Origin of the sequence: Azospirillum fermentarium, assembly GCF_025961205.1 — a bacterium.
In the GTDB taxonomy this organism is placed as follows: domain Bacteria; phylum Pseudomonadota; class Alphaproteobacteria; order Azospirillales; family Azospirillaceae; genus Azospirillum; species Azospirillum fermentarium.
The window spans coordinates 2,033,550-2,055,199 of record NZ_JAOQNH010000001.1 but is presented as its reverse complement, the minus strand read 5'-3'; the positions used below and the strand labels follow the sequence as shown (position 1 = coordinate 2,055,199).

17 protein-coding genes are annotated in these 21,650 nt (G+C 69.2%); 3 read left to right on the top strand and 14 right to left on the bottom strand.

From position 1 onward, the window contains the following. Positions 1–39 precede the first annotated feature (39 nt). The 7 genes from M2352_RS09755 to yajC form a co-directional block, all read right to left on the bottom strand. Positions 40–4,158, bottom strand: coding sequence for a PAS-domain containing protein (locus M2352_RS09755; RefSeq protein WP_264664301.1), 4,119 nt, complete (start codon positions 4,156–4,158; stop codon positions 40–42). Positions 4,159–4,352: 194 nt separating this feature from the next. Beyond that, entirely contained in the window at positions 4,353–6,356 is a 2,004-nt protein-coding gene (locus tag M2352_RS09750) for a response regulator (protein ID WP_264664300.1), read from the bottom strand. 13 nt (positions 6,357–6,369) lie between these two features. Continuing rightward, positions 6,370–8,592, bottom strand: coding sequence for an ATP-binding protein (locus M2352_RS09745; protein WP_264664299.1), 2,223 nt, complete (start codon positions 8,590–8,592; stop codon positions 6,370–6,372). 99 nt (positions 8,593–8,691) lie between these two features. Next, positions 8,692–9,066 carry an Mth938-like domain-containing protein gene (locus tag M2352_RS09740; protein ID WP_264664298.1) on the bottom strand — a complete coding sequence of 125 codons (375 nt, stop codon included), beginning with the start codon at positions 9,064–9,066 and terminating at the stop codon, positions 8,692–8,694. A gap of 22 nt (positions 9,067–9,088) precedes the next feature. Then, on the bottom strand, positions 9,089–10,045 hold the full coding sequence (gene secF, locus M2352_RS09735; RefSeq protein ID WP_264664297.1) for a protein translocase subunit SecF: 957 nt from the start codon (positions 10,043–10,045) through the stop codon (positions 9,089–9,091). A 13-nt stretch (positions 10,046–10,058) separates the two neighbouring features. Then, the gene (secD, locus tag M2352_RS09730) at positions 10,059–11,651 is read right to left on the bottom strand and encodes a protein translocase subunit SecD (protein ID WP_264664296.1); all 1,593 of its coding nucleotides are present in this window, start codon (positions 11,649–11,651) and stop codon (positions 10,059–10,061) included. A 96-nt stretch (positions 11,652–11,747) separates the two neighbouring features. Continuing rightward, positions 11,748–12,164: a preprotein translocase subunit YajC gene (gene yajC, locus M2352_RS09725; protein WP_264664295.1), complete on the bottom strand. Its 417-nt coding sequence runs from the start codon at positions 12,162–12,164 to the stop codon at positions 11,748–11,750. Between the two features lie 324 nt (positions 12,165–12,488). Between yajC and M2352_RS09720 the strand changes: the two genes are divergently transcribed. After that, complete coding sequence (locus M2352_RS09720) at positions 12,489–13,361, top strand: ATP-binding protein (RefSeq protein ID WP_264664294.1); 873 nt, start codon at positions 12,489–12,491, stop codon at positions 13,359–13,361. Between the two features lie 83 nt (positions 13,362–13,444). Here the strand turns inward: M2352_RS09720 and scpB are convergent, their stop codons facing one another. The 7 genes from scpB to M2352_RS09685 are packed head-to-tail and all read right to left on the bottom strand — an operon-like array spanning position 13,445 to position 20,719. Further along, a complete protein-coding gene (scpB, locus tag M2352_RS09715; RefSeq protein ID WP_264664293.1) occupies positions 13,445–14,095 on the bottom strand; it encodes an SMC-Scp complex subunit ScpB in 651 nt (216 codons plus the stop codon). 12 nt (positions 14,096–14,107) lie between these two features. After that, on the bottom strand, positions 14,108–14,872 hold the full coding sequence (locus tag M2352_RS09710; protein WP_264664292.1) for a segregation and condensation protein A: 765 nt from the start codon (positions 14,870–14,872) through the stop codon (positions 14,108–14,110). Position 14,873: 1 nt separating this feature from the next. Further along, entirely contained in the window at positions 14,874–15,554 is a 681-nt protein-coding gene (locus tag M2352_RS09705; RefSeq protein WP_264664291.1) for a site-2 protease family protein, read from the bottom strand. Between the two features lie 26 nt (positions 15,555–15,580). Further along, the gene (nagZ, locus tag M2352_RS09700) at positions 15,581–16,603 is read right to left on the bottom strand and encodes a beta-N-acetylhexosaminidase (RefSeq protein ID WP_264664290.1); all 1,023 of its coding nucleotides are present in this window, start codon (positions 16,601–16,603) and stop codon (positions 15,581–15,583) included. After that, positions 16,590–17,765 carry an SPOR domain-containing protein gene (locus M2352_RS09695; protein WP_264664289.1) on the bottom strand — a complete coding sequence of 392 codons (1,176 nt, stop codon included), beginning with the start codon at positions 17,763–17,765 and terminating at the stop codon, positions 16,590–16,592. Before M2352_RS09695 ends, nagZ begins: the two co-directional genes overlap by 14 nt. A gap of 1 nt (position 17,766) precedes the next feature. Then, positions 17,767–19,515 (bottom strand): arginine--tRNA ligase, encoded by a 1,749-nt coding sequence (gene argS / locus M2352_RS09690; RefSeq protein WP_264664288.1) that lies wholly within the window; start codon positions 19,513–19,515, stop codon positions 17,767–17,769. A gap of 4 nt (positions 19,516–19,519) precedes the next feature. Beyond that, positions 19,520–20,719 carry a deoxyguanosinetriphosphate triphosphohydrolase gene (locus tag M2352_RS09685; protein WP_264664287.1) on the bottom strand — a complete coding sequence of 400 codons (1,200 nt, stop codon included), beginning with the start codon at positions 20,717–20,719 and terminating at the stop codon, positions 19,520–19,522. A gap of 131 nt (positions 20,720–20,850) precedes the next feature. Between M2352_RS09685 and M2352_RS09680 the strand changes: the two genes are divergently transcribed. Together M2352_RS09680 and erpA are read left to right on the top strand one after the other, a co-directional pair. Beyond that, positions 20,851–21,144, top strand: a complete 294-nt coding sequence (locus M2352_RS09680; RefSeq protein WP_264664286.1) for a hypothetical protein — start codon at positions 20,851–20,853, stop codon at positions 21,142–21,144. 94 nt (positions 21,145–21,238) lie between these two features. Continuing rightward, the gene (gene erpA, locus M2352_RS09675; RefSeq protein ID WP_264664285.1) at positions 21,239–21,643 is read left to right on the top strand and encodes an iron-sulfur cluster insertion protein ErpA; all 405 of its coding nucleotides are present in this window, start codon (positions 21,239–21,241) and stop codon (positions 21,641–21,643) included. Positions 21,644–21,650 lie beyond the last annotated feature (7 nt).

The following is a 21,650-nucleotide window of genomic DNA, read 5'->3' as shown; positions in this document are numbered from 1 at the left end:
ACGGGCTTCGGTCACGCGCGGAGGCCGTGTGCCCGGCCGTCATGCGGCGATCAGTTCGCGCACGGCGGCCAGCAGCTTTTCGGGCGTCACCGGCTTCATCAGGATCTGGGTGCCCGGGCGGGCCGTCAGCCCCTCCGCCATATCGCGGGAGGCATAGCCGGTCAGGAAAAGAATGCGCAACTCGGGATTATGCTCCTCCAGCGCGCGGGCCAGTTCCGGGCCGCTCATCCGTGGCATGGAGATATCGCTGATGACGATATCGAACAGTCCCCCGCTGTCCATGAAGCATTTCAGCGCCTCCACCCCGTCGGCGGCCTCCACCACCTCGCACCCCGCCTCTTCCAGGGTCAGGCGCAGGAAGGACCGGACCGATTCCTCGTCGTCCACCAACAGAACCCACGCGGTTTCCCCCTCGGGCAGGCCGACGTTCTCCACCCCCTCGTCCTGATGGACGGGCGGGTCCACCGCCGGCAGGTAGAGCGAAAACACCGTTCCCTGCCCCGGCTCCGACATCACCTCCACCACGCCGCCGGCCTGCCGGGCGGTGCCATAGACCATCCACAGCCCCAGGCCCGTGCCCTTGCCCGGTTCCTTGGTGGTGAAGAAGGGTTCCCAGATGCGGTCGCGGATCTCTTCCGGGATGCCGCACCCGGTGTCGGTGACCCGCAACAGGGCATAGCGCCCCTTCTTCAGGTATTCGTAGCGCTCGAAAAAGACCGGCGGCGGCGTCACCACGTCCAGCGACACCACCAGCCGGCCCCCATTGGGCATCATGGCGTCGCGGGCATTGATGGCCAGGTTGAGCAGGGCCTGATTGAGCGTGACCGGGTTGGCCACGGCATGGGCCGCCGGTTCGCGGATCTCCACCTCCAGCGCCACGCTGGAGGTGATCAGGGGTTTCAGGAACACGCGCAGGTCGCGGACCAACTCGGCCAGCCCCACCACCTCGGTCTCCTCCGACACCCGCCGGCGGCTGAAATCCAGCAATTGCGAGGTCAGGGCCGCGGCGCGGTCGGACGCCTTGGCGATTTCGCGCACGCACGACAGCACGCGGTTCTCGTCGCCGGGGCTGCGCTCGGCCAGCCGGGCAAAACCGCCGATGGCCGTCAGCATGTTGTTGAATTCATGGGCGATACCGCCGGCCATGCGGCCCACCGCCTCCATCTTCTGCGACCGCTGGAGTTCGTGTTCGGCCCGGCGGCGTTCGGTGATGTCGTTCATCACCACCAGCACCGCCGCCCCACCCTGATAAACGGCGGGGTAAGCCTGCACCTCCACATGGCGGCGCTCGCCGGACGGGCGGATGACCTCGGCCTCCAGCCGCTGGCGCTGACCGTCGGCGGCCTTGGTGATCTGGGCCTCGACCGCCGCCCCGTCGTCGAGGAAGCCGGCAAGGTTGCCCCCCTCCACCAGCCCGCCCCCGGCCATGCCCAGAATGCCGGCGGCGGCGGCGTTGGCGAACTGAATGGCGCCGCGGTACCAGATGACGATGCCGTAGGGCGCCATTTCCACAAGCTGACGGTAGCGGTGCTCGCTCTCCTTCAGCGCGGTGACGGTCGTGGCGCGCTCCAGCTCCGCCGCCGCCCGCGCGCCGAACACGTCGAGCAGCGACTGCGCCGACATCAGGTCCAGGTTGGGACGCCGCGACATGACGGCGATGAAGCCCAGCGGACGGCCCGAGGCGTCGAACAGCGGCGCCCCGCAATAGCTCTCCACCCTCAGCCGCACCGCCAGCGGATCGTTGGGAAAATGGCGACAGACGCCGGACGGGAACACCCGCGGCGCCCGGCCCACCACCTGTTCCGCCGGGGTGCCGGCCAGGGGGACATCCATGGGCGGCTGCATCTCCCCGTCCACGGCCAGCGCCAGCATCCGCACCTCTCCCGGCTCGTCGGTGACGGCGGCGACGGCGGCAATCTCCACATCCAGCGCGCGGGCCAGCGCCAGCGCCAGCTTGCGGAAGAACTCCTCGCCCCCGCCGTGGGACACCGACTGCGCCAGATCGCGCAGAACCGCTTCGAAGCGGTAGCGGTCGGTGACGTCGGTGATGGTGGCGACGAAACCGCCGCCGGGGATCGGGCTGCGCCGCACCTCCAGAAAACGGTCGCCGACGCGCAGCGGGTCCACCTCCCACCGGGCGGCGGGAACGACGGGGGCGCAGGCCGAACCGTCGGGCTGGAACGCCAGCGCCAGCGGGGCGGCCTCGTTGCGCATGTGCCCGGCCAGATCGCCCAGCGGCAGCCCGAAGCGGACGAACCCGGCGGACAGCCCCAGCAGGCGGGGGAAATCATCGTTCCACGCCGCCAGCGTGCCGTCGCGGTCGAACATGCAGATGCCCTGGCTGATGCTTTCCAGGGTGGCCTTCAGCCGCGCGGTCTGGCCGGCCAGCTCCTGTTCCCGGTCCTTCAGCTCGGTGATGTCCATCAGGATCTTCACGATGCCGCCCGACCCGGTGGCGTGCTCGCTGATGCGGTACCAGCGCCCGTCCGACAGGCGCTTGTCCACCGGCGCCTCGTGCTCCAGATGGCGGTTCTTGCGCGCCTGGATCCACTGCACCATGTCCTGTTCGCTGCCCTGGTAGCCGCCGCGCACCGCCGCCACCCGCAGGATCTCGTCGAAGGTGGTGCCGGGAAGCAGCACGTCGGCGATGGTCGGGTACGCCTGCCGGTAACGGTCGTTGCAGAACAGCAGGCGCCCGTCGGCGTTGAACAGAACGAAGCCTTCGGAAATGCTGTCCAGCGCGTCGTGCACCACCACCTGCATGAAGCGGGCGTCGATCATCGCCATGGTTTCGGCGGTCACGTCGATGCCGGTGCCGCGGTAGCCCAGCAGCCGCCCGTCGGACGACAGCACCGGCTGGCCGCTGAGCCGCAGGACCAAAGGGGTGTCGCCGCTGTCGTCAACCTGCACCTCCAGGTCACGGAAGGGGCGCCCGGCCAGAATATCGGCGCGGTATTCCTCCCACGTGTCGGCATCTTCCGCCAAACGCCCCAGGTCCATCAGCGAGGTGCCGAAGACCGACCAGGGGCTGCGCTTCAGCAGCACCTCCAGCCGTTCGGAAATATAGGTGTAGCCATGATCCGGCCCGGTTTCCCAGAACCAGTCCGAGGATGCCTCGGCGAAGTCGCGGAACCGGCGGTGGCTGAGTTCCAGCCCCTCGTTGGCATCGCGCAGCAGCCCTGCCGCCCGCTGCACCGCGGCAGCGGCCCTGAATGCCCGGCGGACCGCCAGCACCCCCAGCCCGGCCATGATCACCAGAACCGTCGCCAGCGGCAGCGCCACCCGGCGCAGCAGCGTGCGGCCCGGCTGGTCGGGCGTCCATGCCAGATACCCCACGTCGGAGCCGTCGGGCGCGCTCAAGGCCAGGGCCGCCGTGCCGGCGGGCACACCGGCATCGGAGCGATAGACCAGATCACGCAGGCCGAACAGCCGCTCCATCCGTTCCAGAACCGCCGCGTCCACCTGGCGGACGAACACCAGCATCAGCCGGTCGGGCGCGCCGCCGCTGTCGGGGGTGGTCACGAACAGCGGGCTGACCGCCGCCAGATTGAGCACGGGAACCCCCTGCCCGTCCCGCGTCACCATCAGCCCGCTCAAGGCCGGGGGACGCTCATCGCCCGTGTGGATGGAATCGCCCATGCGCCGCCGGGTCTGTTCCACCAGAGCCGGCAGCGGCGCGCCGAAACGCGCCAGAAGCCCCGGATCGCTGAGCCGCCCGCCCGACAAAGCGAACAGCACCGCACCGTTGCGGTCCAGCAGCAGCGCGTCGTTGACGCCGAACTGCTTGTGCAGCGCCGGTCCCAGCAGGCTTTCCGCCCACCCGCCGTGAGGGACCGCCGCCAGATTTTTCACCGTGTCGTTCCACCACGCGTAATCGCTGACCGTCTTTTCCAACGCTTCCCGCTCCAGCGACAGCAGCGAGGCGGCGGTCCGCTGGGATTGAATGCCGGCGATGCGGTCCTGCCGGTCGGCGGCGAACATCAGCAGCCCGACCAGCGCCATCACCCCCAGCACGACCAGGAGGATCTCGGGCAGGATCAGCCAACGGGTGTGCAACGGAACCGGCGGGGACAGAACGGGTGCCTCAGCGGACGGCTGCACGGAATCCTCAACAGCCGCTTCCGGCAGCCCGTCCTTGCGATTGCGCGTCCCGTCCACGGCCGATGCCTTTTGCGATGAGGTGGATAATCACTGGCAACACACGGCCACCCCGGTTCCGGCGGCCCCAACGCAAGGGTTTAGAGCCTCACCGGTTAACATCGCGTTTCCTGCTTACGTAATTACTCTCAATGACATACAAAAGACCGTATTCTAATAAAGCAATTTATGGCCGCGCCCGAACGGGCACCCGCTCAGGGCTTGGCCGGGAGAGCCGGGTCGCGGTTGACCAGGATCAGAAGCTTCTCCTCAAGCTGCTCGGGCGCGAAGGGCTTGGCGATATAGGCGGTGACATCGTGGGCCATCGCCTCTTCCACCGCGATCATGGTGGCGAGCCCGGTCACCATCAGAAAGGGCATGTCGGGCCGCACGGCGCGCACCATCTTCAGGAATTCCAGCCCCGACAGCCGCGGCATCTTCCAGTCGCAGATGATGATGTCGAAATCGGCCTCATGGCCGGTGAAACACGACAGGGCGGCGTGCCCGTCCTCGGCTTCGGTGATCGCCACGACGCCCAGATCGCGCAGGATCATGCGGACATAGGCGCGGGCCTGGGATTCGTCCTCGGCCAGAAGCACCCGCAGGTCGGCCATGTCCTTCAGCGGCACGCCGGCTTCGGCCAGGGTGGTGAACAGGGCCTGGAAGATGCTGCTGCGCTCGTCGGCCCCCGCCGCCAGCCCGTCCCGCTCCGCCTTTTCCCGCCAATGGTTGAGATAGGCGCGCAGGAAGGACGGCGAGCGGGTGTGGTGCCCGATCAGCATGCGGATGGCCGCGGCGCATTTGGGTTCGGTGAAGGCGTTTTCGGCAAGCAGGGCGGCGAAATCCATCACCTCCTCCACCGCCGGTTTCTTGTCGCAGGCCAGCCGTGCCAGGATGCGGTTGGTGCGCAGATAGAGATACTGAAGCTCGTCCAGCATCCGCCCGAAACTGTCGCGCAAAGACTCGGGCAACCCGCTGCGCAGCAGCCGGCGGTGCAGGTCCGACAGCGCCTTGATCCGCGCGCGCGGCGTGCGCATCCCTTCGAACAGGCGCTGGGTCAACTCCCGCTGTTCCAGATGCTTCTGGATGGCCGCCGCGATCATCTTGCGGCTCTGATCGCCGAAGGTGGCGGATTCCAGGGTGAACAGGTCGATCAGGCGGGCGTAATGGGTCTTGTCCTGCAGCACCGCGTCCAGCTTGTCCGGCGTCAGCAGCCGGGCGATGCGGCGGTCGAGGATGCGGCGCGTCCGGTCGCCGCCGATGTATCCCCCCGTGGTGCGCAGGCGGCTGGCCACCGCCCCGGTCGCCAGCATCTCATCCAGAATGGTGGACAGGGCGCGGGGGTCGTAGCTGTTGGGCGGCGTCAGCCGCTGGGTGCCGATCAGCACCCGGTGCAGCGACATCTCCAGCCCCCGCCGCGCCCCCGGCGCCCGGCGCCGTCCGACGAAGGCGGCCAGACGGCGCAGCACCACCGGCGCCCCATCGCCCAGCACCCCGTCGCCCTTCCAGACCTGGACCAGCGCATCCAGCAGCGGATGCAGCCCCTTGCACCAGCCGAACAGCTCCTCCACCCCGGCGCGGGACGCCAGGATTTCCCCGATCACCTGATCGATGACGGCGATCCCCTCCCGGCTCAGCCCGTCGCTTTCCAGCGACAGCAGGCGGACCAGCTTGACCTCGTAGCTGGTGCTGTCGGCCAGCCAGCTCGACACCAGGGAATCCAGGGCGTAGCGGGCGTCGAAATCAGGCCCCCCCTGAAACGCCCCCGACACCGCGGCGCCAAAGGTGCGGGCGTCGAACCCCGGCGCCGGTCCCCGGTGGCCGCGCTGCTTGGCAAGCTCGATGACGCCCTTTTCCAGATCCAGCACCTCTTCCACGCGGATCTGCGCGTTGCGGTGGCCGGGCTTGGCCTGGGCATGGGCGATGCGCTCCAGCACCGCCCGGCGGCGGTGCCATTCCTGAAAGGCGCACAGGGGTGTCACCCGGTGCAGCATTTCCGTGGGCGTCAGCCGCTGGCCGTCCAGGAAATCGGCCAGCGCGTCGGCGGCGAAGAAACGCGCGGTGCTGGTGAACAGGTGCTGCGGCTCGGTGCACACCGGCACGCCCTCGTCCTGGGCGCCCGCGTCGGCGCCCAGTTCGAACAGCAGCGCGTCCACGTCGTAGGAATCGACGGCGCTGGCTTCCAGGGTGGGGGAGTTGACGTCGATGCGCGCGGCCATCCGCGGCCCCCGGTCAGACGACCAGCGCGTGGATGCGCGCGGCCAGAGCGTCGGGGTTCACCGGCTTGTGCAGGAACGCGATGCGGCTGGAATCGGCCAGCAGCCCGTCCAGCGGCTCGGTTTCCGGCGGGTAGCCGGACATCAGCACCACCGGCAGGTCGCCCGCCTCTTCCCGCAGGCGGCGGGTCAACTCGGCCCCGCCCATGCGCGGCATCACCAGATCGCTGACCAGCAGGTCGAAGGCCCCGCCCTGGCTGTGGAACAGCTCCAGCGCCTCCTGCCCGTCGGCGGCGATGACCACCCGCATGCCCATATCCTCCAGGGTCAGGCGGATGAACTCGCGCACCTGTTCCTCATCCTCCACCAGCAGCACCGTGGCCGCAACGGACGGTCCGTCCTCCACCTCCTCCGCCGGGGCGTCATCGCCACCGTCGCCGGCACCGTAGCCCAGCGTGCCGCGTTCGGCGGGAAAATAAAGGGTGAAGGCGGTGCCCTGCCCCGGTTCCGACCACACCTCCACCGCGCCGCCGGCGCGGGTGACGGTGGAATAGACCAGCGACAGGCCCAGCCCCGTCCCTTCCCCCTGCTGTTTGGTGGTGTAGAAGGGTTCGAAGATACGGTCGATGGCGTCGGGCGCGATGCCCTCCCCGGCGTCGCGCACCTGGATGGTGACATAGGTGCCGCGGCGCAAGGCCGTGTGACGGCGCCAGAAGGCGGCATCGGGCACCCCGCGGTCCAGCGTGATGGTGATGGGGCCGCCGCCCGGCATGGCATCCCGGCTGTTGATGGCCAGATTGACCAGCGACTGGTGCAGGTGGGCCGGCTCGATCAGCACCACCGCATCGGCCGCGCGGACGTCGATCTCCAGGCTGTAGCGTTCCCCCAGGATCGGGCGCAGGAAGCGGCGCGCCTCCTCCAGCTGCGGGGCGACGGTGACCAGACGCGCGGCCTCCCCCGGTTCCTGCCGTCCGAAGGTGAGAAGCTGCGACGTCAGCCCGGCGGCGCGGTCGGTGGCCTTGATGATCTCGCCCAAACACTGCTCCACGCGGGGGCGGTCAGCGGGGGCGCGGCGGGCCATGTGGGCGAAACCGCCAATGGCGGTCAGCATGTTGTTGAATTCGTGCGCGATACCGCCGGCAAGCTGGCCGATGGCCTGCATCTTCTGCGACTGGTTCAGCGCCCGCTCCGCCTGTTTGCGCTGGGTCACGTCGTTCAGCACCAACAGCCACGCGGGCGCGCCGTCGATGGCGAAGGGATGGACCCCGGCCTCCAGGTCGCGGACGCCGCCGCCGGCCGTGTCCACCTGCGCCGCCATGGCCGGGCCGGGGGCACGCTGGACGCAGGGCGGCGGCAGATGGGCGAACAGCGGTTCCCCCAGCCCCGGCGCCGTGGGATCGGACAGGCGCGGCAGAGCCGCCATGTCCTCCACGGCGTCCGTGCCCAGGATGTCCGCCGCCGCGCGGTTGGCGAAGCGCACCCGCACCCCATCCCACACGATCACGCCATAGGGGGCGGTTTCCACAAGCTGGCGGTAACGGTTTTCGCTGTGGGCCAGCGCCTCTTCATGGCGCTTGAGTTCGGTGATGTCGGTCAGAACCTTGACGATGCCGCCGAAACGGGTGGCGTGTTCGCTGATGCGGTACCAGCACCCGTCGCCCAGCCGGTGGTCGGTGGGCGCCTCGCTGTCGAAATGGCGGCGCAGGCGTTCTTCCACCCACAGGGTCGGGTTGATGACCTGCCCCCCGGCCCCGCGGTCCAGGGCGGTGCGAAGAAGGTCGGCGAACGACACGCCCGGCCGCAGCTTGTCCGCCAGCAGCGGATAGGCTTCGCGGTAACGGTCGTTGCACAGCACCAGCCGCCCGTCGGGGTCGAACAGCACGAAGCCTTCGCTGATGCACCCCACCGCATCGCCCAGCAGGTCGCGCAGCATCAGCGCGTCACCGGCGCCGTCCTTGTCGGCCAGATGGCTGGCGGCCAGGGTGCCGCGGTCCAGCGCGTCCACCGTTTCGTCGAACAGCGACAGAATGCGGCGGGCCCGCGTCAGCAGCCGGCGGCCATCGGCGGTCGGCCCCTCCGCGGTCAGCAACGGGTGTCCGTACCGCTCCTCCAGGGTGCGCAGACCGTCCTGCACATCGTGTTCGGTGCAGCCGAGGGAACGGGCGGCAGAGGCGATCCCGCCTTCCGCCACCGCTACGAACAGGCGCAGATGCGCAAGGTCGAGATCGGGTCGGGTCATCAGTCCCGTATTCAACCATTCGTCGCGGCGGAATACCATCGCTTTTCCCCGCTCATCGGGGCAAAGGGGGTAATCCGTCTGGTCGGGCCGAAGAAAAGCTTACACCGGCAACAGAGCCGCGGCAATCCGCCGCCCTTCGGTCAGCAGGACGTTGTAGGTGCGGCAGGCCGCCCCGGTGTCCATGCCGTCCACCACCACACCCGCTTCGCGCAACGGTTGCCGAAGCGCCTTGGGAACCAGCCGGTTCCGGGCGCCCGTGCCGAACAGCAGGATGTCGATCTGTCCGGCCCGCTCCAGAATCGGGGCGAAGTCGCCGATCGTCAGATCCTCGAACGCCCCCGTCCCCCACGGCACCAGCGCGTCGGGGAAGACGAGCTGCGCCCCGGCGTGCCAGACGCCGCGGACGCAGAACTGACCGTCGCCATAGCCGTCGATGACGAAACTGTCGGCGGGAATGAATTCGGAGATGTTCATCGCTTTTCCCCCGCCGGCCCCGTCATGGGGCCGGTTTGGTGGCCGCAGCCGGCTGTTCGCTGTCGGGCGAGCCGCGGCGCAGCCGGTTTTCGCCCAGGAACAGCAAGATGGGGGCGGCGATGAAGATCGACGAGGAGGTAGCGATGATGACGCCGAAGATCAGCACGATGCCGAAATCCTGCAGCGCCTCGCCGCCGAAGATGGCCAGCGGCAGAACCGACAGGAAGGTGCACATGGACGTGCCCAGCGTGCGGTTCAGCGTCTCGTTGATCGACAGGTCGATCAGCTCGCGCAGCGGCATCTTCTTGTAGATGCGCAGGTTCTCGCGCACCCGGTCATAGACCACCACCTTGTCGTTCACCGAATAGCCCATGATGGTCAGGATGGCGGCGATGGCGGTCAGGTTGAACTGGATGTCGGTGACGGCGTAGAAGCCGACGGTCTTGGTGATGTCCAGCAACAGCGTCACCACCGCCCCCGCCCCGAACTGCCATTCGAAGCGGAACCAGATGTAGACCAGCATCGCCACCATGGCGAGGCCGAGCGCGATCATGCCGTTGGCGAACAGTTCGCCCGACACCGACGCGCCCACCGCTTCCACCCGGCGGACCTGGGTGCCGGGGATTTCCTTGGCCAGCGTGGCGCGCACCTGATCGGCGGCCCGCTGCTGGGCCGCATCGTCGCCCGGCTGGCGTTCCAGGCGGATCAGCACGTCCTGGGGCGAACCGAACTCCTGCAACTGCACCTGACCCATGTTCAGGCCCGACAGGGTGTGGCGCAGGCTGGGGAAATCGGCGGCCTGGGGGGTGCGTGCCTCGATCACGATGCCGCCGGCAAAGTCGATGCCGTAGTTCAGCCCCGGATGGAAGAACAGGATCACCGAGGCCAGCGACAGCAGCGCCGACACGATCAGCCCCGCGTGCCGCCCCTTCATGAAGGGAATGCGCGTGTTGTCCCGCACAAGACGAAGATGGAACATGACGGATATCCCCTCAGGTCGGCAGCATCGACGGGCGGTGGCGGCGCAGCCACGCGACCATCATCAGACGCACCAGGACCGTGGCGGTGAACATGGAGGTGAGGATGCCGAAGATGATGGTGACCGAGAACCCCTTCACCGCACCCACGCCGAAGATGAACAGCAGGATCATCTTGATGACGGTGGTCAGGTTGGAGTCCACCACCGTGGCATAGGCGCGGCGGAACCCGGTTTCCATGGCCGAAAAGGCGCCGCGGCCCCGCACCGTCTCTTCACGGATGCGCTCGTTGATCAGGATGTTGGCGTCCACCGCCAGCCCCAGCATCAGCAGGATGCCGGCGATGCCGGGCAGCGTCAGCGTGGCCTGAAGCAGCGACAGGACCGCCACCGTCAGGATGATGTTCACCAGCAGCGCCACGCAGGCATAAAAGCCGAAGGTGCCGTAGGCGGCCAGCATGTAGCCGCACACCAGCACGAAGCCGACGGCCACGGAGATGAGACCCGCGCGGATGGAATCGGCGCCCAGGTCGGGGCCGACCGTGCGCTCCTCGATCACCGTCAGCGGTGCCGGCAGCGCGCCCGCGCGCAGCAGCACGGCCAGATCGTTGGCGGTCTGGGCGCTGAAGTTGCCGCTGATCTGGCCGCGCCCGCCGATGATCGGCTCGCGGATCACGGGGGCGCTGATGATCTTGTTGTCGAGAACGATGGCGAAGGGGCGGCCCACGTTCGCCTGGGTCACCTCGGCGAAGCGGCGGGCGCCGACGCTGTCGAATTCGAAGTTCACCACCCATTCGCCGGTCTGGCTGTTGGTGCCGGCCTGGGCGTTCTTCAGGTTGGCGCCGTCCACCTCGACCTTCTTGCGCACCACATAGGCGGCGGGGCCGCGCCCGCCCTCGGCCGAGGGCAGCACCTCCATCCCCGGCTGGGGACGGGCGGCGGGGTCGCCGTTCACGTCCACCAGACGGAACGTCATCTTGGCGGTCGTGCCGAGAAGGCGCTTCACGCGGTCGGGGTCTTCCACGCCGGGAAGCTGCACCAGGATGCGGTCGCCGCCCTGGCGGGCAATGGTGGGTTCGTTGACGCCGGTCTCGTCGATGCGGCGGCGCACGATCTCGATGGATTGTTCGACCGCCTGGGTAGCGCGGTCGCGCAGCGCCTTTTCGCTGAGCGTCACGGTGACCGAATCACCGTTGGCGGCCACGTCCAGTTCCGGCGTGCCGCCGCCCAGGACACCGGCGTTGCCGCTGTTGAGCTGGCGAAGCTGCTTCACCGCCTCGTCCGCCTGTGCCGGGTCGCGCAAGCGGACGGTCAGGCCCTTTTCGGCGGGCGTGATGGCGGTGTAGCCGATGTTGCCGGTGCGGAGCTGGGAACGGGCGGAATCGACCAGCCCCTCCACCCGGTCGCGGACCACCGCGGCCATGTCCACTTCCAGCAGCAGGTGCGAGCCGCCGCGCAGGTCCAGGCCCAGGTGAACGCGGCTGTTGGCGTACCAGGACGGCAGGCTCGCCAGCGTCTCGCGGCTGAAGAAGTTCGGCAGGGCAAAAATGACCCCCGCGGCGCACACCGCCAGGATCAGATAGATCTTCCAGCGCGAAAAATAGAGCATCGACGTGACAGGTTCCGTTCCCGGTTGCCCGAAGGCGGAAAGGCCACCCCGTCCGGCGGTGCCGGCGGCGGGTGGCCCGCTGCGATGAGGGCCGGCTTACTTGCGGCCGAAGAACTTGCCGATCCGGCCGCCGGCACCGTCGTCGGTCTTGGCCTCCGTGGCCCCGTCGGCGGGGGTGTCGCCGTTCTTGGCCGGCTCGCCCTTGGTCAGGACCATGTTGACGGTGGAGCGCAGGCAGCGCACGCGGACGTTCTCGGCGATTTCCACCTGCAGCTCGTCGTCGGAGCCGACCTTGGTCACCACGCCGATGATGCCGCCGCCGGTCACCACGCGGTCGCCGCGGCGCACCGACTCCAGCATCGCCTTGTGTTCCTTCATCTTGCGCTGCTGCGGGCGGATCAGCAGGAAGTAGAAGACCACGAAGATCAGGATCAGCGGCATGAATTGCATGAACATGTCACCACCGCCGGGGGCCGGGGCCGCCGTTTGGGCGAACGCGGTCGAAACGAACATCCTAATCTCCCTTGGAACGATTTGAAGGCCAACACCGGTCCGGCACGGGCCGTGGGGACTATAGCCGCCCGGACGGACGATGCAACGTGTCTTGCGACCGTCCGGGCGCCTTAGCGAGGGTCTGAGAGCGGCGGACCGCAGGACACCGGCCCCCCGGACGGCTTGCCCGGCGCCCCCGCGGGCGTCTACCATCGCCCGTGGTGCGATCCCTGCCGGTTCCGGCCGGATGGGGTGTCGCGTCCTGACAGACCCGCCACGGCACCGGCGGGTTGCCCCGGCGCCGCGCCCACCAAGTGGCCCTTCCCACCCCAAAGATCCAGAGCCGTGACCCAAGAAACCTCATCCACCCACGCCCTGCTGCCGCTCCTGGCCCGCATCGCCGACGCGCTGGACCGCCTGGCTCCGCCGCCGCCGGCCCCGCTGGACCTGTCCGCCGCCGACGCCTTCGTCTGGCACACCGATCCCGACCGGCTGGACCCGGTGCCGTCGGTCAACCGGGTGGACCTGTCCCTGCTGCAAGGCGTGGAGCGCCAGCGCGACACGCTGCTGGACAACACCCGCCATTTCGCCCGCGGCCTGCCGGCCAACAACGCGCTGCTGTGGGGCTCGCGCGGCATGGGCAAAAGCTCGCTGGTCAAGTCCATCCACGCCGCCGTCGCCGCCGAGGTGCCGGCCACGCTGGTTCTGGTGGAAATCCACCGCGAGGACATCCCCTCCCTGCCCCGGCTGCTGAACCGGCTGCGCGGGGAATCCCGCCGTTTCATCCTGTTCTGCGACGATCTGTCCTTCGACGGCGACGACGTGCATTACAAGTCGCTGAAGGCGGTGCTGGACGGCGGCATCGAGGGGCGGCCCGACAACGTGATCTTCTACGCCACGTCCAACCGCCGCCACCTGATGCCCCGCGACATGATCGAGAACGAACGGTCCACCGCCATCAACCCGGCGGAAGCGGTGGAGGAAAAGGTATCGCTGTCGGACCGCTTCGGCCTGTGGCTGGGCTTCCACAACTGCGACCAGGACACCTATTTCGCCATGATCCGCGGCTATGCCGCCCATTTCGGCCTGACCATCACCGACGACCAGCTCAAGGCCGAGGCGGTGGAGTGGCAGGTCACCCGCGGCAGCCGCTCCGGCCGCGTGGCGTGGCAGTTCATTCAGGATCTGGCGGGACGGCTGGGGCAGCCGCTGGCGTAAGTCCGCCGGCATCCGCCATTCCCCATGCGCCCGGATCACGGTTCAGGATCCGGGCGCCCGCCCCCGCAACCGCGGCCCCGGTGCTAATCCTCGTCGCCGTCGTCGGCCCGCGGCAGCGGCAGGCCGTCGTCGCCCCCGCCGGTCACGCCATAGAACACCGGACGGGAATCCAGCAGGCCGGCGGCGCGCAGATCCTCCACCCCCGGCAGGTCGCGCAGATGCTCCAGCCCGAAGTGGTCGAGGAAATGCTCGGTGGTGATCCAGGTCAGCGGGCGGCCCGGCGATTCCCGCCGCTTGCCCGGCCGGATCCAGCCGTTTTCCATCAGGATGTCCAGCGTGCCCTTGCTGGTCGCCACGCCGCGGATCTGCTCGATCTCCCCCCGGGTGACCGGCTGGTGATAGGCGATGATGGCCAGCGTCTCGATGGCCGCCCGGGACAGGCGGCGCGCGACCTCCTCCTCCTGCCGCAACAGGGGGGCAAGGTCGGGGGCGGTGCGGAAGGCCCAGCCGCCGCCCACCCGCAGCAGCACCACCCCGCGGGGGGCGTAATGCGCCTGAAGCTCGGCCAGCAGGACGGTCACGTCCCACCCCGGCCCGATGCGGGCGGCCAGCAGCACCTCGCTCACCGGATCGGCGGCGGCGAACAGCAGCGCTTCCAGCAGGCGGAGCTTGGCGGTCTTGTCATCGGGCCCGGACGGCTGGCCCGGGGCGGATGTTGCGGTGTCGTCGGTCATGATAGGGGGTGTTTAGCGGGGCACGCGGCGGATGAACAGCGGGCTGAAGGGGCTTTCCTGCTTCAGCTCCACCTCACCCGCCTTGGCCAGTTCCAGGGTGGCGGCGAAGGTGGCGGCCAGGGCCGAGCGGCCCATCAGCGTCCCCTGGGCTTCCGGCGGCAGGAACGCCGACAGGGTGGCCCAGTCGGGCATCCGCCCCAGAAGATCGCCCAGACGCCGCACGGCGTCCTCGATGGAATAGAGGCGCATCGGCTCCATGTGGAGCACATTGCCTTCCTTGCGCTTCTTGTGCGCGCCATAGGCGCGCAGCAGATCATAGAGGGTGACCTGATAGACCGGCTTTTCCAGGATCGCCAGCTCCTCGGGCGCGCCGCGGGCGAACACGTCGATGCCCAGCCGCGGGCGGGTCATCAACTGCTCCGCCGCCGCCTTCATCGCCTCCAGCCGCTGAAGCTGGAAGGCCAGCGCCGCGGCCATGTCCTCCGCCGGCGGCTCCTCCAGATCGGGTTCGGGCAGCAGCAGGCGGGATTTCAGGTAGGCCAGCCACGCCGCCATCACCAGATAGTCGGCGGCCAGTTCCAGCCGCACCCGCCCGGCGGCCTCGATGAAGGCCAGATACTGGTCGGCGAGCTGCAGGATCGACAGGCGGGCCAGATCCACCTTCTGCTCGCGCGCCATGGTCAGCAGAACGTCGATCGGCCCCTCGAACCCGTCGAGCGCCAGAACGAGCTGATCGGGGGAGGTGTCCCCTCCCCCCGTCTCCGGGGTATCGGCCATGTCAGGAATTGCCGGTCAGCGCCGCGATCAGATCCAGCGCCCAGTCCACCAGCGGCCCCATGATCCAGCCGAAGACGTTCAGGTCCACCCCGATCTCCCGCCCCAGGAGCGGCAGCAGGAACAGAACGCCGATCAGCACGAGGATGCCGTACTGCTCCATCCGCGCCAGCGGCAGCGCCAGCGCGCGGGGCAGGATGCCCACCGCCACCCGGCCACCATCGAGCGGCGGCAGCGGGATCAGGTTGAACACCATCAGCACCACGTTGGCCAGGATCGATACCTCCAGCATCGCCTTGACCCACATGTCGCCCATGCCCGCCGCGTTCGGCAGCATGCCCCAGATCCAGGCGGACACCACGGCCAGGATCAGGTTCGACCCCGGCCCGGCCAGCGCCACCCACACCATGTCGCGGCGCGGGTTCCGCAGACGGCCGAAGTTCACCGGCACCGGCTTGGCCCAGCCGAACACGAAGCCGGTGGTGAAATACATCAGCGCCGGCAGGATGATGGTGCCGAAGGGGTCGATGTGGCGCAGCGGGTTGAAGGTCACCCGCCCCAGCCGCAGCGCCGTGTCGTCGCCCAGCTTGGACGCGACCCAGCCATGGGCCGCCTCGTGCAGGGTGATCGCCAGGATGGCGGGAATCCCCACGGCGGTGATCTTGAACAGCCACTCTTCGATCATAAAGATCCTTTCCGATGCCCGGGGCGTCAGGCCAGCAGGGCGTCGAGCCGGCCACGCAGGGCCGCCGCGTCGATGGTACCGGGAGCCGACGGCGCCCGTGCCGCCCGCTGCCACCGCGCAAAAGCCTCATCGCTCAAGATGGGGGTGACGCCCGCCGCTTCCACCATGTCCGGCATCGCGCCGTTGCAATGCAGGGCCACGTCGCAGCCGGCATCCAGCACCGCACGGGTCCGTTCGGCCATGGTGCCGTGCAGGGCGCCCATGGACAGATCGTCGCTGAACAGCAGGCCGTCGAACCCGATGGACGGCCCGCGCACCACCTCGCGGATCACGGTGGCCGAGGTGCTGGCCGGGGCCGTGGGGTCCACCGCCGTCAGCACCACATGGGCCACCATCGCCAGCGGCAGGTCGGCCAGCGCCCGGAACGGCGCGAAATCGGTGGCCTCCAGCGCATCGCGCGGCGCGTCCACCACCGGCAGTTCGGCGTGGCTGTCGGCAAAGGCGCGGCCATGGCCGGGAATGTGCTTGATCACCGGCAACACGCCGCCGACCAGCATCCCCTCGGCAAACGCGCGGGACAGAGCGGCCACCAGCGCCGGATCGCGCCCGAAGGCGCGGTCGCCGATGATGTCGTGGGCGCCCTCCACCGGCACGTCGCACACGGGCGCGCAATCGACGGTGATGCCCAAAGACAGCAGCGTGTGGGCCAGCAGCCGCCCGTTGAGGCGCGCCGCTTCCAGCCCCGCGGCGCGGTCGCGCAGAGCCAGCGCGCCGATCGCACCGGCGGGCGGGTGGGCGGGCCAGTGGGGTGGGCGCAGCCGGGCGACCCGCCCCCCCTCCTGGTCGATCAGGACGGGGGCATCGGGGCGGCCCACGCTGGCGCGCAAGCCGGCGACCAGGGCCGCCACCTGTTCCGGCGTCTCGCAGTTGCGGCGGAACAGGATGAAGCCCAACGGATCGGTCCGGCGGAAGAAATCACGCTCGTCCGCGCTCAGCACCGTGCCGGCACAGCCGAAAACAATGGCCCGCGGCCGTTCAGGGAGCGACAAGAATACACCCCACGCTCTGCGCCTTCAGCGCGGCGCAGATGGAGCGCGCCCGCGTCTCGTCCACCACCCCCGCCTGCACGCGGTAATAAGTGGCGCCGTTGATGGTTGCCTGGGCGAAGTTGACGCCCAGACCGCCCAGCACGTCGGCATGACGGTTGGACAGGCGCTTCCATTCGCCCTGCGCCTGCGACTCCGACGGGACGGAGGCAAGCTGCACCCGCCAGCCGCCGCGCCCGGCGTTGCCCCCCGGACGGGCCGAGGGGGGAACCAGCGTCCCCGCAGCCGGGGCCGACGCCGTGGCCGGCGGCGGGGTGAGGGCGGCGGGAACCGTCTTGGCCGGCGCCGCGGAGGCCGGCGGCGGGGTCAGAGTAGCGGGAACCGCCTTGGCCGGGGCCGGCGGCGTCTGCTTGGCCTGGACCGTGGGCGGCAGTGCTGCGGCATTCACCGGCGGCTGGGTGTGCGCCGCGGCACCCGTGGCGTTGCTGGCGTTCTTGCCATTGCCGGCGTTCCTGGCGCCGGCTGCCGGTGCATCGGCGGACGGAGCGGCGGGAATCGCCGCAGGCGCGGGCTTGGGCGCCACCGGCTTGGGCTTGGCCGGGGCGGCGGGCAGGGCCGCAAGCTGCGACGACTGCCCCGCCGCGGGCGGGGCCGGAGCCAGGGACGATGCCGGCGGGGCCGAGGCCACCACCGTGGGCTGGGCCTGCGGTGCAGGCACCGGGGCCGCCGCCTGCGGGGCCGGTGCGGGGGGCTGGGGGGCGGGCACGTCGGCCACCGCCACCACCGGGGCCGGCTGCAGCGGCGGCACCTGGGGCGACACCACCGGACGCGGCAGCGGCTGTTCGGGCGGCGGCAGCAGCCGCTCCAGCCCCGGCTTGGCCGGGGCCGCGTTCAGCCGTTCATAGACCATCTTGTCCTGGTGCGGCACCTCGTACCCGCCGGGGTCTTGCGGGCGGGACTTGGTGGGGGTGGCGTCGGCCTCCAGCAGCGGCGGCGCACCGTTGTGGACCGCATGCTGCCCGCGGCTGTAGGCGAAGACGATCACGCCGGCAAAGGCGGCGACACCCACCACCGCCGCGCCCAGCGCCAGCAGCCCGCGCCGCCCGGACCGGGCGGGCGGGTAGCCGTAGGGATCGGCTCCGTATTGGGTGTCGTCGTACTGCATCTCAGCGCATCTCCTCCACCGGCTCGACGCCCATGACCTGAAGACCGGAGGCGATCACCGCCGCCACGGCATGAACCAGGGCAAGGCGCGCCACCGTAATCCCCTCGTCACCGTCGATCAGGAATCGCATGGTGGCGTCATCCTTGCCCTTGTTCCACAGAGCATGGAAGTCCGAAGCAAGGTCGTAGAGGAAAAATGCAACACGGTGTGGCTCGTGTGCCTCTGCAGCGGCCTCCACCAGCCGCGGCCAGGTGGCCATGCGGCGGATGATGTCCATTTCCTCCGTGGCCTCCAGACGGGTCAAATCGGCCTTGGACAGAGCCTCCACGCCGGTATCGCGGCCCTCTTCCGCCGCTTTGCGCAGCACCGACTTGCACCGGGCGTGGGCGTACTGGACGTAGAAGACCGGGTTGTCCTTGGACTGCTCGGTCACCTTGGCATAGTCGAATTCCAGCGTCTGGTCGTTGCGGCGGGTCAGCATGATGAAGCGGACCACGTTCGCCCCCACCGACTCGATCACGTCGCGCAGCGTGACGAAGGTGCCGGCGCGCTTGGACATCTTCACCGGCTCGCCGTTCTGGAGCAGGTGGACGAGCTGGCAGATCTTGACGTCCAGCGACCCTTGCCGGGCGGTGACGGCAGAGGTCGCCGCCTGCATCCGCTTGACATAGCCGCCGTGATCCGCCCCCAGCACGTCGATCAGCGTCGGCGAGCCGCGGCGGAACTTGTCGTAGTGATAGGCGATGTCGTTGGCGAAATAGGTGTTGGTGCCGTCCGACTTCTTCAGCGGGCGGTCAACGTCGTCGCCGAAACCGGTGGAGCGGAACAGGGTCTGGGGGCGCGGCTCCCAATCGTCGGGCTTCTTGCCCTTGGGCGGCTCCAGCACGCCCACATAGATGAGTCCCTGGTCCTGCAGCGCCTGCAACGCCGCGTCCACCGCCCCCGATTCGACCATGGCGCGTTCGGAGGTGTAGACGTCCATGCCGATGCCCAGCAGGCCCAGATCCTCCTTGATCCAGCCCATGATCATGGATATCGCAAAGTCGCGGCAGACGGGCAGCCACACCGATTCGTCGGCGCCGACCCATTTATTGCCGTCACGCTCGGCCAGTGCCTGCCCCACGTCCTTCAGATAGGCGCCGGGGTAGAGGCCCGCCGGAATCTCGCCGATGTCCTCGCCCAGCGCCTCGCGGTAGCGCAGGTAGGTGGAACGGCCCAGCACCTGCACCTGGGCGCCGGCGTCGTTGATGTAGTATTCGCGGGTGACGTTGTACCCGGCCTTCTTCAGCAGCGCCGCCAGGGCGTCGCCGAACACGGCACCGCGGCCGTGCGCCGCGTGCAGCGGGCCGGTGGGGTTGGCCGAGACGTACTCCACGTTCACCGCCTGGCCGCCGCCGGCATCGCTGTCGCCATAGGCCGGGCCGGCGGTCACGATGTCGCGGACCCGTTCCTGCCACACGGCGGGCGTCAGGCGCAGGTTGACGAAACCGGGGCCGGCGATGTCGGCGGACACCACGTCGCCGCGGGCGGTCAGCCGGTCCACCAGCATCTGCGCCAGCGCGCGGGGCGCCATCTTGGCCGGCTTGGCCAGCACCATGGCGGCGTTGGTGGACAGGTCGCCGTGGGACGGGTCGCGCGGCGGCTCCACCGTCACCCGCGACAGATCCAGCCCGGCGGGGATGCTCCCCGCGTCGGCCAATGCTGCCAGAATGGCCCGGATATCGTTCTCGAACGCCTTGAAAATATTCATCGTTTCAGGTCTTCGCATCCATGTCGAAGAGACGGGTGTGTTCGGCCAGCGCGTAACGGTCGGTCATGCCCGCGATGTAATCGGCCACCAGCCGGGCACGCACCGCCATATCATCCCGTCCGCCCAGCGCCGCAAGCTGGTCCTGCCAGGGGGTGGGAAGGCATTCCGGCTCGGCCAGGAACAGGCCGAACAGGTCCGCCACCACCCGCTTGCATTTGCTCATTTCGCGGTTGACCTTGTAATGGCGGTACATGCGCTGTTTCAAGAACCCTCGCAAGGGAAGCTGGGCTTCGGCCATTGCGGGGGAGAAGGCCACCACCGCCCGGTCCGCCCCCCGCACCTCCGCCGCCGAGCCGGGGCGCACGGCATCGAGCCGCCGCCGCGTCTCCGCCACCAGATCCTCGACCATGGCGCCGATCATGCGGCGCACCGTCTCGTGGATCAGACGGGACCGCTCCAGCCCCGGATAGCGGGCACGCACCTGTTCGACGAACGGGCGCACCAGGGGGATCTCCGCCACCTCGTCCACGGTGAACAGCCCGGCGCGCAGGCCGTCGTCCACGTCGTGGTTGTTGTAGGCGATGTCGTCGGCCAGGGCCGCCACCTGCGCCTCCGCCCCCGGCTGGGTGTGGAGTTCCAGATCCCAGACATCCCGGTACGCGCGGATGGTGGCGGGCAGTTCCGTCCCTGGTGCCGTGGGCAGCAGCGGGCCGTTGTGCTTGACCACCCCCTCCAGCGTTTCCCAGCACAGGTTGAGGCCGTCGAAATCGGCGTAGCGCCGTTCCAGATGCGTCAGGATGCGCAGGGTCTGGTCGTTGTGGCTGAAGCCGCCATAGGGGGCCATGCAGGCGTTCAGCGCCGTCTCGCCCGCATGGCCGAAGGGGGTGTGGCCCAGATCGTGGGCCAGGGCCACCGCCTCCGCCAGATCCTCGTTCAGCCCCAGCGTGCGGCTGATGGAGCGGGCGATCTGCGCCACCTCCAGACTGTGGGTCAGGCGGGTGCGGTAATAGTCGCCCTCGTGATAGACGAAGACCTGGGTCTTGTATTCCAGCTTGCGGAAGGCACCGGAATGCACGATCCGGTCACGGTCGCGCTGAAAGCACGACCGCGTGGCGCTTTCCGCCTCCGCCACCCGGCGTCCGCGGCTGGTGGCCGGATCGCTGGCGTAAGGCGCTCGAAAAGGGACCGTCCGTTCCGCCGTCATGCCACCGACAGTACCCGGCGGGCGGGGTGCGGCGCAACGGCGGATGCGGCCGGGGGAAGCGGCCGGGGGAAGCGGTTGACGGGCCACCGGGAAGGAATCACCTTTGGAAGGCGGCGGCGGGAGCACCCTTCATGAGCGATACGAAGACGGACGAGCCGCTGGCCCGGATCCGGATCGAGGAACGTTTGGGTTCACTTGAAACCAGTATGCAGGATGTCAAAGCCACCCTGGCCCAGATGCTTCCCGTGCTGGTGAAGATGTCTGCCGACATGGGCGAGTTGAAAGGCCAGTCCAGGGACACCACCCCCAGTTCCCGCGATTTCGGGTGGTTGGAAGGCCGGCTTGAAGCGCTGGAAGCCCGGATGCCGGCCGCCCTCGCCTACCAGCCGCCGGAACCGCGGACATCGGAGTCCCGCAAGCGGTAAGCCTTTTCGCAGCCGCACACTTTGACGGATCCGTCCGCCTGACCTACATTTCCTGGCAACGGATGTTCACGCCTGACCCAGGGAGCCTTCCCGTATGAGCGATACCGCCACCCTTCCCGCCGCCGCTCTGGCACCGGCCACCATCGAATCCGGCGCCGAGGTTGCCGCCGGGCGCGGCTTTGCCATCACCGACAGTGCCGCCAGGCGCGTCGCCTTCCTGATCGCGCGGGAAGATGCACCGGGCGTGCGCCTGCGTCTCACCGTGTCGGGGGGCGGGTGCTCCGGTTTCCAGTACGGGTTCGGGTTCGACGCCGCGGTCAACGACGACGACGTGGTGTTCAGCCACAACGGCACGCCGGTGGTCACCGACGATTGTTCGCTGGACCTGCTGGACGGTGCCGTGCTGGATTACGTGGAGGATCTGATGGGCGCGTCCTTCCAGATCAAGAACCCCAACGCCAAGTCGTCCTGCGGCTGCGGCAACTCCTTCGGCATCTAACAAACAT